The organism is Streptomyces sp. NPDC048584 (assembly GCF_043199595.1).
GTDB lineage: Bacteria > Actinomycetota > Actinomycetes > Streptomycetales > Streptomycetaceae > Streptomyces > Streptomyces edwardsiae.
On the sequence record NZ_JBICWF010000007.1, the window covers coordinates 316,868 to 329,407 of the forward strand.

10 protein-coding genes are annotated in these 12,540 nt (G+C 69.6%); 4 read left to right on the forward strand and 6 right to left on the reverse strand.

The annotated features are described in order from the left end of the window. Positions 1 to 362 precede the first annotated feature (362 nt). Positions 363 to 1,223, forward strand: coding sequence for a VOC family protein (locus ACGFR9_RS18140; protein ID WP_393209260.1), 861 nt, complete (start codon positions 363 to 365; stop codon positions 1,221 to 1,223). A 118-nt stretch (positions 1,224 to 1,341) separates the two neighbouring features. On the opposite strand, the gene ACGFR9_RS18145 is transcribed toward ACGFR9_RS18140, so the two are convergent. From ACGFR9_RS18145 to ACGFR9_RS18170, 6 genes are all read right to left on the reverse strand, one after another. Further along, positions 1,342 to 1,596 (reverse strand): NAD-dependent epimerase/dehydratase family protein, encoded by a 255-nt coding sequence (locus ACGFR9_RS18145; RefSeq protein WP_393209263.1) that lies wholly within the window; start codon positions 1,594 to 1,596, stop codon positions 1,342 to 1,344. Between the two features lie 146 nt (positions 1,597 to 1,742). Further along, positions 1,743 to 3,056 (reverse strand): preprotein translocase subunit SecY, encoded by a 1,314-nt coding sequence (gene secY, locus ACGFR9_RS18150; RefSeq protein ID WP_393209589.1) that lies wholly within the window; start codon positions 3,054 to 3,056, stop codon positions 1,743 to 1,745. 398 nt (positions 3,057 to 3,454) lie between these two features. Then, entirely contained in the window at positions 3,455 to 3,703 is a 249-nt protein-coding gene (locus ACGFR9_RS18155; RefSeq protein WP_393209266.1) for a hypothetical protein, read from the reverse strand. Positions 3,704 to 3,950: 247 nt separating this feature from the next. Beyond that, entirely contained in the window at positions 3,951 to 4,601 is a 651-nt protein-coding gene (locus tag ACGFR9_RS18160; protein ID WP_393209269.1) for a chorismate mutase, read from the reverse strand. An 851-nt stretch (positions 4,602 to 5,452) separates the two neighbouring features. Continuing rightward, positions 5,453 to 6,991, reverse strand: coding sequence for an MDR family MFS transporter (locus ACGFR9_RS18165; protein ID WP_393209592.1), 1,539 nt, complete (start codon positions 6,989 to 6,991; stop codon positions 5,453 to 5,455). A gap of 103 nt (positions 6,992 to 7,094) precedes the next feature. Further along, positions 7,095 to 7,577, reverse strand: a complete 483-nt coding sequence (locus ACGFR9_RS18170) for a MarR family transcriptional regulator (protein WP_393209272.1) — start codon at positions 7,575 to 7,577, stop codon at positions 7,095 to 7,097. Positions 7,578 to 8,677: 1,100 nt separating this feature from the next. Here ACGFR9_RS18170 and ACGFR9_RS18175 point away from each other — a divergent pair. From ACGFR9_RS18175 to ACGFR9_RS18185, 3 genes are all read left to right on the forward strand, one after another. Then, on the forward strand, positions 8,678 to 8,890 hold the full coding sequence (locus tag ACGFR9_RS18175) for a hypothetical protein (RefSeq protein ID WP_393209275.1): 213 nt from the start codon (positions 8,678 to 8,680) through the stop codon (positions 8,888 to 8,890). 90 nt (positions 8,891 to 8,980) lie between these two features. Beyond that, positions 8,981 to 10,165, forward strand: a complete 1,185-nt coding sequence (locus tag ACGFR9_RS18180; RefSeq protein WP_393209278.1) for a cytochrome P450 — start codon at positions 8,981 to 8,983, stop codon at positions 10,163 to 10,165. Between the two features lie 820 nt (positions 10,166 to 10,985). Beyond that, a complete protein-coding gene (locus tag ACGFR9_RS18185) occupies positions 10,986 to 12,251 on the forward strand; it encodes a sialidase family protein (RefSeq protein WP_393209281.1) in 1,266 nt (421 codons plus the stop codon). Positions 12,252 to 12,540 lie beyond the last annotated feature (289 nt).

A 12,540-nucleotide genomic window follows, 5' to 3' on the forward strand; every position in this document is an offset into this window, starting at 1 on the left:
GACGCGCAGGCCGCCTCCCTGAGCGAAGCGATGCGTCGTGTCGTTCTTCGCCCCGGGTGGGTGAGCCCGCCCCGATGCCGCCCACCCGTGCGGTGCCGGCCCTGACGGGGCGAGTCGGTTCAGAGGCGTGGCCGCGCGCTCGGCAGTGACTGGGAAGGGGACCATCGACGCATGCCCCCTGCGGTAGAGTGAACGTTACATACAAGAGGGGTTTGCCGTTCCGGCGGGGAGTCGGGGAACGTACCTGAGGGACCGTCATGCGACCGGGTGTCCCCGCGTCCTCGGCCGGCTCCCATGCCCCTCTTCACATCACTCGCGAATGTCTGCGCCGTGCAGTACCGCCGCAGTGGAGGGAACAGAACGTGGGTATCCGCAAACTTGGTTATGTAGGACTCAACGTCACCGACGTCGACGCTTGGACCCAGCTGCTCGGTCCCACGCTGGGAATCGGTGTCACCACGGCGAAGTTCGGCGCGGACGAGGTCACGCTGGCCGAACTCGACGTCTTCCGGTATCGCCTCGCTCTGTACCCCGCCACGGAGGACAGCCCACGAGAACTCGGCTGGATCGTCGACACACCGAGCGAGCTGGAGAGACTCACCCGCAAGCTCACCGACGCAGGGTTCACCGTCGAGGACGGCACCGCGGAAGAGAGGGAGCTGCGCGGCGCGACCCGCCTTCGCTGGTTCACCGACCCGGTCGGATACCGGGTCGAGTTGGCGGTCGGTGAAGCCAAGGCCCGCACCGGCGTCGCGCGACCCGATGGGACACCCGGTGCCACCGGCCTCGGTCATTTTGTGCTGGCAAGCCCGAAACTCGCCGAACTCCGCGAGCTCTACGAGTCGATACTCGAGTTCGACCTGACCGACTACCGCAACCCCGGCCTGTTCTTCCTCCGCTGCAACCCGACACACCACAGCATCGCGCTCGGCCGCGCCGAAACGGCGGGGCTGCACCACCTCGAGTTCGAGTATGCCTCGATCGACGACGTCGGGAGAGCCTATGACCGGGCGCAGGAGAACGGCGCGCCGATCTCGATCAGCCTCGGACGGCACATGAACGACAAGGCGATCTCCTTCTACGTGGAGAATCCGAGCGGGTTCCACATCGAGATCGCCTGCGGCGGGATCGAGGTCGGCGAGGACTGGGTGCCGCACGACTTCGGCACCCCGAACGTATGGGGCCACCAGCACACGAAGACCAATCCGTTCGCCCAGACGTAGCGACGGGACCCTCGCCGATTCCGGGCGGGACGCGGAGCGGTGGGCGCGACGAGCGGTGTCGGGACAGGCACGGGCCCCGTCGTCCCGCGGACGCGGCTCCCTGTGACGGGCAATGGGCTCACCTTCTACGTCTGGGACAGACTTCATCGACCCGCCGCGTGGCATGGTGCCGACCGACGGCGTGACCACCGCACTGACGACCAGTCTGATCGGCGTGACGGTGGGCACGGCCGTCGCGGGCCTCCTGGTGGACCGCTTCCGGCGGCATCGCGGCGAAGCGGGCCAGGGCGACGATGTCGTGTCCCTCGGAGCGCGACCGGCGGATCAGGTGCTGACCGACGAAGCCGCTGCCTCCGGTGAGAAGGACGCGCATGGACCTCTCCTCGCCATGGGTTGATGGGGGCCGGCGAAGTCGCAGCGACCGAGTGCGCGGGCTCGGCAGGCTTCGGCAGGCGGAAGCCGTTGTGGGACGACGTGCGCGAGGCCATCCCGGAGCGGACCCGCGCTCGGGCGGGCCACTCAGCGCAGAAAGCCTTCGTAGTGGTGTTGCTGGAGCTGACTCTCGATCTGCCTCACCGTCTCCAGGCCCACACCCACGATGATCAGGATGCTGGTCCCACCGAACGGGAAGTTCTGGCTCGCGCCCGTCGTGGCCAGCGCGATGGTGGGGATCAGGGCGATGAATCCCAGGTACAGCGCGCCTGGCCACGTGATCCGGTTGAGCACGTAGCGCAGGTAGTCGGCGGTCGGCCGTCCGGCCCTGATCCCCGGAACGAAGCCTCCGTACTTCTTCATGTTGTCCGCTACCTCGTCCGGATCGAAGGTGATCGCGACGTAGAAGAACGCGAAGAACACGATGAGTACGGAGTAGGTGGCGATGTAGATCGGGTGGTCGCTCTGGGCGAAGGTCCGGGTGACCCAGGCCTTCCACTCCGACTCGCCGCTGGAGAACTGAGCCACCAGGGCCGGGATGTAGAGCAGTGAGGAGGCGAAAATGACGGGGATGACGCCCGCCTGGTTCAGCTTGAGCGGAATGTAGGTGGAGGTGCCGCCGTAGGAGCGGCGGCCGATCATGCGCTTGGCGTACTGCACCGGGATGCGGCGCTGGGCCTGTTCGACGAACACCACGAGGCCGACCAGCGCCAGGGCGACGAGGATGACGCCGCCGAACTCGATCCACCCGTCGGCCAGGGAGCCCTGCTCCTTGATCGCCCACAGGGCGGACGGAGTGGTGCTGGCGATCGAGATGAACATCAGGATGGACATACCGTTGCCGATGCCGCGGTCGGTGATGAGCTCACCGAGCCACATGACGACGGCGGTGCCGGCGGTCATGGTGACAACCATGGTGACGGTCGTGAAGACCGAGCGGTCCGGCACGATCTGGCCGGCCACGGAGCAGTTCTGGAACAGCGCGCCACTGCGGGCGGTGGCCACCAGACCGGTGCCTTGCAGGACGGCGAGCGCCACGGTCAGGTACCGCGTGTACTGAGTGATCTTCGCCGTACCGGTCTGGCCCTCCTTCTTCAAGGCTTCCAGACGAGGAATGACCACGGTCAGCAGTTGCAGGATGATGCTGGCGGTGATGTAGGGAAGAACGCCGAGTGCGAAGACGGTGATCTGCAACAGCGCGCCGCCACTGAACAGGTTGACCAGCCCGAACAGCCCCTGGCTGGTGGAGGTCTGGTCGATGCACTGCTGGACCGCCCGGTAGTCGACACCGGGGATCGGGACGTGGGTACCGACGCGGTACACCACGATGACGCCGAGTGTGAACAGCAGCTTCTTACGCAGGTCAGGCGTCTTGAACGCGTGGGCCAACGCCACGAACACGGTGCCTCCCACGACCCACCGTGCAGCGCCGTCGTGGGGGTCAGAGATTTCAGTGGACAACGGCACATCAGGTGCCGACTGCCGCGTCAGTGATGAAACCCAGTCATGAGGAGGTGGTGACGGCTGTCCTCGTTGCATGCCGGGATGTGGCCGAGGGGAGCGGCACGAGCCGGAGGCCCCCTGTGCGACCAAACGTTCTGTCTCGCACCATCGTGGGCGTTCTCCCCTCCGCTGTCAAGACCGAACGGTCTCCCTCAGTATCTTCGATACCAAGGAGTCCCAGTCGGTGCTGAGGGAGACGGTCGGCTCCAACTGGCTGGTGGACGGTGGCGCGCTCAAGACCGTCTGACGGCCCGGGGTCACGACTGATCGGCGGCCCGAAGCCAGCCGCGAGAGGTTCAGGCCGCCTCCGGACGGAGCGCTGGGCGGCGGTCCCGCGAGCCGTGGTGATCGGGCCGGCCGAACGATCGCAGGCAGTGCACGGCCTCGTCGCTTTCGGCGACCGCGCCTTCGAACGACTCGATGGTGCCTCTGCCCTGTACCGCACTCTCGACGGTCAACAGCACAGGGAAACCACGCACGATGGCGGCGGCGAGACCGGCTTCCGTGTGGCGGCCGGTGATCACCAACTGCTCGGCCACCGCCATGGACGACGGGGCCCTCACCTGGGATGGCGCGCGCAGGCTGTCACCGCAGGGGCCGGCACCGAACGGTTCCGGCCCCACCACCGTGACGAGGCCCTGCGCCGCGCTCGGGGATGCCGCGTCGTCCCGCCTCGCGCGAGCTGCCACCGGGCGGTTGACCTCCGGTGGCAGCCACGCGACCTGTCACGGGCCAGCCGTGGGACCCGGCCGGATACCTCGTCCCGGGCCATGGGGCATCGCGCGATCGGGCTCAGCCGTTGCCGCCGGCCGGCCCAGCGGGACGGCACACGGAATCGGTCGCCGTCCTGAGAGCCTGCCGGTGGAGCGCGTCCAGGTGTTCCTCCGCCGCTCCGGACACACCAGCGAGCGCGAGCTGAACACGACAGGCGACGGGCTTGCCGCGCACCTGCTCCGTGTCCTTGAGTTCTGCGAGCAGGGCCGTGGCAAGCCGGTCGAGCTTGCTGCGGATCGAGCCGAGGTCAGGACGGGTTGTGGGAGCCTCTTCGGGGTGAGCGGTCCAGCGGTCGAACAGGCCGCGCTGCACGATCTTGCTCGCGGTGATCTGGTCCCGGAAGAACGCCTCCGCCGCGTCCGCGTCCACCCCGGCCGCCTCGGCCTGCTTGCGGACCGATTCCAGCACCTGTGCCTCGCGCACCGGGTCCTCGATGGGCGAGTCGGTGCCGAACTTGGACGCCGCAACGTCATCGCTCACCTGGATACGCTCGATGACGAGGCCCGTGAGAGGGCCGAGCTTGCCGAGCGGCTCGGCCACCGTGGCGCTGGCGGGCCCGGTGGCCGTACGCGTGTCGGCGGCCATGGCCTGAGGGGCAGTCAGCGCCGTGGTGGCCAGCAGCAGTCCGACGGTCGCGGCACGGCGGGTCGTCCGGGTTCGGGAGTTCAAGGATCTGCCTCGTTTCGCTAGGGGGAGGGATGGCTGCCCGACCTCTTGCGAGGGGCCGGGCAGGGGATGGCCTGGAAGACGTGGTCGGGATCGAAGCGGCGTCTCACGTCGAGCGGCGCGCGGTGTTCGAGCCGTAGGCCTAAGCGACCTGGGCGGTGCGTCCGGCCTCAGCAGGTTGTAGCAGCCGCCCGGGAGGGCATCGGAACGGAGGGTGCCGGTGGCCTTGTCGGCCAACGCGTGATGGTTCGCCGCAATGGGGATCGCCCAGATCCCAGGCCTGCCGGCCCAGTCGTGGCCGCCACCGCGCACCGCGGCACCTCATGCGTGCGGGCGGCCCGGACGATGACGCCGGGACGAGCGGACGCGGCGCCGTTCCGGATGCTCCGACCGTCGTCGTGGTCCGGCCCGCTGGTGGCCACCCGCTCCGCCCGCACGGTTCGGCGCAGGGCGTCGACGAGACGGGCGACGCGCTGGTGGTCGGTAGGGGGCACGGGACCTCTTTCCGTGATCTTGGCAAGGGGCAGGGGGGTTGGAATCCCGCCGGCGGTGGGACGGTCCGATCGGCACGGCCCCCGGCGGGGATCACATGGGGGAGGCGTTGCACCGGGATGTCGCGTCCTGTGGGGCATCCCCGATCTGTGACCCCGTGCACCTGATGGGTGGTCAGGCTTCGGGCGGGGCGGGAACGCGTCACTCGCCAGGGGCAGTCGGGCGCCGCCGCCTTCGGAGGAACGAACGTCCTGCCCTGCGCATCATGGCAAGACCCAACCTCACTGTCAAGACAGAACGTTCTCCTTCCAGTGTCGGTCGTTGCGGGGGCGTGCGATGGGTTGGGGTGCGAGGCGGAGCGATCAGGAGGTCCGGTCCGCCTCTGCGGCCTGGGCCAGGCCGCTGGTCGCGCGCAAAGGGACCTCCTTGATGAACACGGTGACCAGGAAGGCGACCAGGGCGACCGGGGCGGCGTACAGGAAGATGTCACCGATGCCGTGGCCGTAGGCGCCCTCGAGCCAGGTACGTACGCCGCCGGGCAGCACCGCGAGGTCGGGCAGTTGACCGCTGCCGGACGCCTTGGCGGCGGTGACCTGGTCCTCGGCGCTGAGTTGGCTGATCGTGGCGAGGGCGTGGTGGCCGATGCGGGTACTGAGGACCGAGCCGAGCACCGAGACGCCCACCGCTCCGCCGAGTGACCGGAAGAAGGTCACGGTGGAGGACGCGGCCCCGAGGTCGCCGGGAGACACCTGGTTCTGCGTGCACAGTACGAGGTTCTGCAGTGTCATGCCGACGCCGAGTCCCACCAGTGCCATGTAAGCGGCTATGTACAGGTACGGGGTGTCGTAGCGGAGCATGCCGAGCAGGGCCAGACCCGCCGTCATCAGGAGGCCGCCTGCCAGCAGCCAGGCCTTCCACTTGCCGGTGCGGGTGATGATCCGGCCGGAGACGGTCGAGGACACGAACAGGCCCGCGATGAGCGGAATCGTCATGACCCCCGACATGGTGGGGGACTCACCGCGAGCGACCTGGAAGTACTGGCTGAAGAAGACGGTGCCGGCGAACAGGGCGATGCCGACGAAGAGGGAGGCGATGGAAGCGAGGGAGACCGTGGGATTGCGGAACAGCCGCAGCGGCATGATCGGTTCGCTGGCCTTCGTCTCGACGAACAGGAAGATCAGCGTGAGCACGAGCGACGCGCCGACCAGCGTGTACGTCTGCCAGGACAGCCAGTCGAACTTGTCGTCGGCGAAGGTGACCCAGATCAGCAGCGTGCAGACGGCGGCGGTGACGAAGAAGGCACCGGCCCAGTCGACCTTGACGCGACGCTTGGCCACCGGCAGGTTCAACGTGCGCTGGAGTACGACCAGTGCCACGACGGCGAAGGGGATGCCGACGAACAGGCACCAGCGCCAGCCGAGCCAGCTGGTGTCGGTGATGACGCCGCCGAGCAGCGGGCCGCCGACGGTGGCGACGGCGAAGGTGGCACCCAGGTAACCGGAGTAGCGACCGCGTTCGCGCGGGGAGACCATCGCGGCCAGCACGACCTGCCCCAGGGCGGACAGCCCGCCACCTCCGAGGCCCTGGATGACCCGTGCGGTGATCAGGGTGGTGGGGTTCTGCGCCAGCCCGGCCACCAGGGAGCCGACGACGAAGATCACCAGCGCCGACTGAACCAGGATCTTCTTGCTGAACTGGTCGGAGAGCTTGCCCCACAGGGGCGTCGAGGCGGTCACGGCGAGGAGCGACGAGGCGACGACCCAGGTGTAGGCGCTCTGGCCGCCGCCGAGTTCGCCGATGATCCGCGGTAGCGCGTTGGTGACGACGGTCGAGGACAGGATGGCGCAGAAGAAGCCGAGCAGCAGCCCCGACAGGGCGCGCATGATCTGCGCGTGGGTCATCGTTCCATCGGCCGCCCCTTCCATGGGAAAGGTGGGCGACTGCGCACCTGTGCTGGGTGTGGTTGTCATGAAGTGCGATTCCTTTACCTGATGCGAAGCGGGGTCATGCGGCGGGGGAGTCGGCGGCGGACGATCCCGCGCGCGTGTCCCGTCCCGTCCACGAGTCGTCGAAGCCGGTGCGGAGCCGGGACAGCAGGAGGGACAGTCGGCGGATGTCCTCGTCGGTCCAGTCGCACAGCCGTGCGGCGAGTTCTCGCGAGCGGCGCTCGGAGAGTTCGGCGTACAGGGTGCGGCCCTTGTCGGTCAGACACACGAGACGCGAGCGCCGGTCGGCCGGATCTGGGCGGCGGTCGACCCAGCCCAGCATGGCGAGCTGGGCGACATACCGGCTGGTGACGGAGATGTCGATGCCGAGCAGTTCGGTGAGTTTGCGGATGCTGACGGTGTCCTGGCGGCTCAACAGCGTGAGCACCGTGGCGGATCCCTCGGAACATCCGGCCGGGACGATCCGGCCCAGTTCGCGTCGTACGGCTCCGACAGCGCTGAGCTGGTGCATCAGCTCCTCGTGGAAGGCGTTCGCGGCCACATGCGGCTCCAAATTATTGCTTGAGGCAACTATTGATCCGGCAGTCGCCTCGATCGATCTGACGGGTGGGCGGGGCGGGCGAGGCGGCTGTGGGGTGACGCGCCCTCATGTCGTGCCATGGTGGGGCGGTTGGTGCGGGGCCGGACCCCGGCGGGCGCTCAACCCCCGGAATCGGTCGTGGTTCGCGGGGGCCGGCAACGGCGTCCGGGGTGCACCTGCCGTGGCGTCGTCCCTGGTTGTGACAGGACGTGGAGCGGCCGAAGCATCATGTGCCGCTGATCCGGGCTGTCGGGTCGGTGCCGGTGGTCAGTGATGCCCGTCGGCGAACCGGCTCCCTTTCGCGGGCGCGATCCAGGCTGCCGTGGTGAGCCGTCGGGCTCTTGCTGCGGGGTACGACCGCATGCGCAGTGGAGCTCATTGGCTCAGGTTAGCAGACTAGATAGAACGTTCGGTATGTCATTCTCCGCGGGATGCTCCGGCGTCGACTGTGCTCGTGGCGTCGGCCGCCGCGGAGCGGCGCCCGCAAGCCCTTGTGCGGGGCGGGAATCGACGATTCCGTACGGCGGGGCGGCCGATGGTCTCCACACCCCGGCAATGCCGGGCCGCCGTCATGGACGGGGCCGCCGTGAGGTGTCCGGGTTCGGCCGCGCCCCACCGGTCGGCCCGACCGGTGGGGCGCAATCCACCTCCGCCTCGCCGTACACCCCACCCGGACGGCGCGCGAAGGCTGTTCGCCGCCCGCGCCCGGCGATGGATCCCCGTATCCCGTTCCGCCGCCGCCGGCAGGCCGGTCCGGCCCTCGTTTTTATGAAACAGAACGTTCGGTATTGACCGGGTGGGAGGACAGTCGTTAGCGTGACCCACGGGAGAACGAGCGGTCTTGCCCGACCGGTTGGTCTGGCTGCGCCGTCGTCCTCCCTTTGTCCGGTGGCTGCTTCGAGACCCGCCTCCCGAATCAGCGGCCGGGCCGTGGCGGACGCGACAGGCGGATCCGGACCCGCCGGCGTCCGGGTCCGCCGACCCGTCACTGTTCGCCGGCGCCGACCGCCGGAATCCAGGACCGGACGCACTCCCACGTCCGACGCCCGAGGGGACCGACCATGGTCAGCGGATCCGCACCCGTTCTGGTCACCGGTGCCACCGTAAGGATGACCGAGATCGCGGAGGTTCTCACCCGCGGGCCGGGGGTTCCGCTGTCCGCCCCCGACATGACCATGGAGGAGGCCATCGAGCCGGAATGCCGCCGATGGGTGCTCGGGCACGAGTTGCACGAGGTCGTCGGCCGGCCCTGGAACCGGCTACGGAGCCGATGACGAGGCGGACCGGTGCCGCCGCGGGAGCACATGCCCCCGGTGAGCGCGAACGACAGGAAGAGGTGGGCGGGCAAGTGAAAGGGGAGTTATATGACGAGCATCGTTGATCTGGGACAGTTGGGCGACGGGTTCAGAAGAGACCCGCATCCTGTGTATGCGCGACTGCGAGCACACCGCCCGGTGCACCGAGTGAGGCTGCCGGAGGAGGACGGGGGCCAGGAGAGCTGGTTGATCGTGGGGTACGAAGAGGCACGCGCCGCGCTCGCCGATCCGCGACTCGCCAAGGACGGCACCAGGATCGGGTTCATATCCCTCGACGAGGAACTGATCGGCAAGCATCTGCTGTCCGCGGACCCACCCCAGCACACCCGGCTGCGCAGCCTGATCACGCGCGCGTTCACGACGCGTCGCGTCGCGGAATTGCAGCCGAGGATCCAGCAGATCACCGACGAACTCCTCGACACGATGCTGCCCCAGGGCCGTGCCGACCTGATCGAGTCCTTCGCCTACCCGCTGCCGATCACCGTGATCTGCGAACTGCTGGGCGTCCCCGAGATCGACCGCACCGAGTTCCGTGAGATCTCCAATGACGTAGTGGTGCCGACCAGCGCCGAGAGCCTGCGGGACGCCTTCGTGCGTCTCGCCGACTACCTGGACGACCTCATCGAGAGCAAGCGCGGTGCCGGGCCCGGCACGGATCTGCTGAGTGAGCTGATCCGCACCACGGCCGAGGACGGCGACCGGCTCTCCCCCGACGAACTGCGCGGCATGGCCTTCGTCCTGCTGGTCGCCGGACACGAGACGACGGTCAACCTCATCACCAACGCCGTCCACGCCTTGCTCACCCACCCCGATCAACTGGCGGCCCTGCGAGCCGACATGAACCTCCTCGACGGCACCGTCGAGGAAGCGCTCAGGTACGAAGGCCCGGTGGAGAGCGCAACGGACCGGTTCGCTGCCGAACCCCTGGAGATCGCCGGTGTGCAGATCGAGAAGGGCGAGTGGGTACGGATCGGACTGGCGGCCGCCGACCGCGACCCTGGCCGTTTCCCCACCCCGGACGGCTTCGACATCCGGCGCGACACCCGCGGCCACGTCGCCTTCGGCCACGGCATCCACCACTGCCTGGGCGCGCCCCTGGCACGCCTGGAGACCCGTGTGGCGCTCCGCTCCCTGCTGGAGCGCGCCCCGGGTCTCGCCCTGGACGGGCAGCCGGGTGCATGGCTTCCCGGCGTGCTGATGCGCGGTGTGCGGAGCCTGCCCGTGCGCTGGTGACCGGTGCGGAGCCGGGCCCACGCTCCGGTTCCGTACGGCGTCGCGGTCTGTGCCGCCGGGGAGTTCGCCGCCCGCGGTCGGTCGACCAGGGCGCGCCGTGGTCGTACCGCTGACCGGATCGCGCCGGCGCCGCTCGGGCACCCCGCCGGGGGCCGGTGTCCCCGGCGGGTGCCGCGGCCGCCTCACGGATCGGGCCGCTCACCTCTACGACCTCGACGGAGGTGGTCCTCTCCGCCGCGCACCCGGATCCGGACGGGGCCGGGGTCGTGAGGGGCCGCAACCAGGAGCCGGCCGCCCGCCGGGTGGCGACCGGAGCCGCCGGGAGGCCCTCCGGTGCCGGGATGTCCTCCGGCGGGTACGAACCGCGCGGCGCCGAACGCTCCCAGGGCCGAGTGGCTCGTTCGGCGATCCCTTCCGGCGGGTGGCCCGGACGGGTTCCCGATCGTCCACTCCGCACCTCCGTCGCTGACATGTTCCGGGCGTGCGCAGCCTTCCCGCTCGGCCGTCCCAACGGGACGGATCGGCCGATGCCACGTCTTGAGGCCCGCGGGGCCCCGCACCACGGTGCGACGCGAGTTCACCGGCCCGGGCGGTGGCGACGAGCGCCCTGGGCGCCTGCTCGACTCAGGTAACGAGTGCGCTGCCGAAGGGGCCGGCAGACCCGACGTACGGGGGTCGGGCCCTTCCTGCTGCGGGGACACCCTCGACACCACGCCGGGAACCGGGCCGGGCCTTTGGCGAGCAGGTTGCGTCCCAGCCGTTTACATCGATGTACATTCCGCTCTAGCCTGACGCGCGTCCCCCCTCCGAAAGGAACATCATGGCGATCCGAAGACTTCGGCATGCCCTGGGACGGCATCGACTTCTCGTGCTCGCGCTGACCGGCGTACTGAGCCTGCTGGTGGCCACCCCCGCCGCCACCTTCCCCGCGGCCACCGACGCGGCGGCGTCCGCACCCTCCTCCGCGGCCCTCGGGGCGGCGGCCTCCCGCCCCGTCGCACCCACCGCCACCGGCACACCGCTGCGGGAGGGAACGGGCCTGTATCCGAGGGTGATTCGACTCGCGCACAACGGGGCGGCCAACGGGCGCATCCTCGCGAGCGCCGTCACCTTCGACGGCGACAACGGCATCGGGGCGATCCACGAGAGCACCGACTCCGGAGCGACCTTCCGTGAAATCGGCAGGGTCGCCGATCCCGACTCCGCGGGCGGCCGAGGCCTGTGCTGCTCCACCTTGTTCGAGCTGCCCCGCCAGGTGGGCGCGCTGCGGGCCGGAACCCTGCTGTGGGCCTCCTCCGCCGGTCAGGACGAACCGGACCGCCGTATGGCGCTGCGGATCTGGCGGAGCGCCGACGTTGGCCGCACCTGGTCCTACCTGTCGTCGTGTGCCGTCGCGAGCGGTACGGGCGGGCTGTGGGAACCGGAGTTCTCCGTGGCCGCCGACGGGGCCCTGGTCTGCCACTACGCCGACGAGACCGACCCGGCGCACAGCCAGAAACTCGTCGCGGCGCGCACGTACGACGGGGTGCACTGGCAAGGACACCACAACACCGTGGCCAGCGGCTGGACGCCCGACAGGCCCGGCATGCCGGTGGTGCGACGGCTGCCGAACGGCACGTACTTCATGAGCTACGAGATCTGCAACCCGGGCGGCCAGTACCAGTGCGTCGTGCACTACCGGGCCTCCGCCGACGGCTGGACCTGGGGCAACCCCACCGACCTCGGCATCCGCCCCGAGACAGCGGACGGCAGGTACTTCCGTGCCACGCCCACCATCGCCTGGGCGCCCACGCCGGGCGGCGGGAGCAACGGGCGGATACTGCTGATCGGGCAGCGCCTGCTCAACCGGGACGGAACGCCCGCCGCGGGCAGCGGACGCACCATCCTCACCAACTCGCGCAACGGCAGCGGAGCGTGGGTCGCGATCGACGCACCGGTGACCGTGCCGAACCCCGAGGTGAACTACTGCCAGAACTACAGCTCACCGCTGCTGCCTTCGGCCGACGGCAAGCGGGTCCTCCAGATCGTCACCGACTTCGAGGGCTCGGTGTGCCGTGCGTACTACGCGACGGGCAAGCTGCCCTGATCCCGGAGCGCCCCACGGGGCCCGTGTCCGGCGTTCCCTCGCCTGCCGGGCGCGTCTCCGTGGGGATGTTCGAGGCAACCGGGACGGGCGGTGATGGCTCACCCGCGCTCCCTCACAGATGACGGCATCCTGGGGGCCCGCCCGAGCGGCGGGCGCCCAGGATGTGTGCCGGGAGGCGAGGAACGCCATGGTCCCGGCGACTTCCTCAGGGCGGCCGGCACGATCCTGTGCGATCTGCACGGAGACCTGCCTCGTCACAGCACGCGTGGCGCCACGCAAGAACCGTCTC

Excerpts from the sequence above, each read along its gene's own strand:
- ACGFR9_RS18145 (WP_393209263.1), bottom strand. The coding sequence starts at position 1,596 with ATGCGCGTCCTTCTCACCGGAGGCAGCGGCTTCGTCGGTCAGCACCTG.
- ACGFR9_RS18165 (WP_393209592.1), bottom strand. The coding sequence starts at position 6,991 with ATGACCCACGCGCAGATCATGCGCGCCCTGTCGGGGCTGCTGCTCGGC.
- ACGFR9_RS18185 (WP_393209281.1), top strand. The coding sequence starts at position 10,986 with ATGGCGATCCGAAGACTTCGGCATGCCCTGGGACGGCATCGACTTCTC.
- ACGFR9_RS18180 (WP_393209278.1), top strand. The coding sequence starts at position 8,981 with ATGACGAGCATCGTTGATCTGGGACAGTTGGGCGACGGGTTCAGAAGA.
- ACGFR9_RS18155 (WP_393209266.1), bottom strand. The coding sequence starts at position 3,703 with ATGGCGGTGGCCGAGCAGTTGGTGATCACCGGCCGCCACACGGAAGCC.
- ACGFR9_RS18175 (WP_393209275.1), top strand. The coding sequence starts at position 8,678 with ATGGTCAGCGGATCCGCACCCGTTCTGGTCACCGGTGCCACCGTAAGG.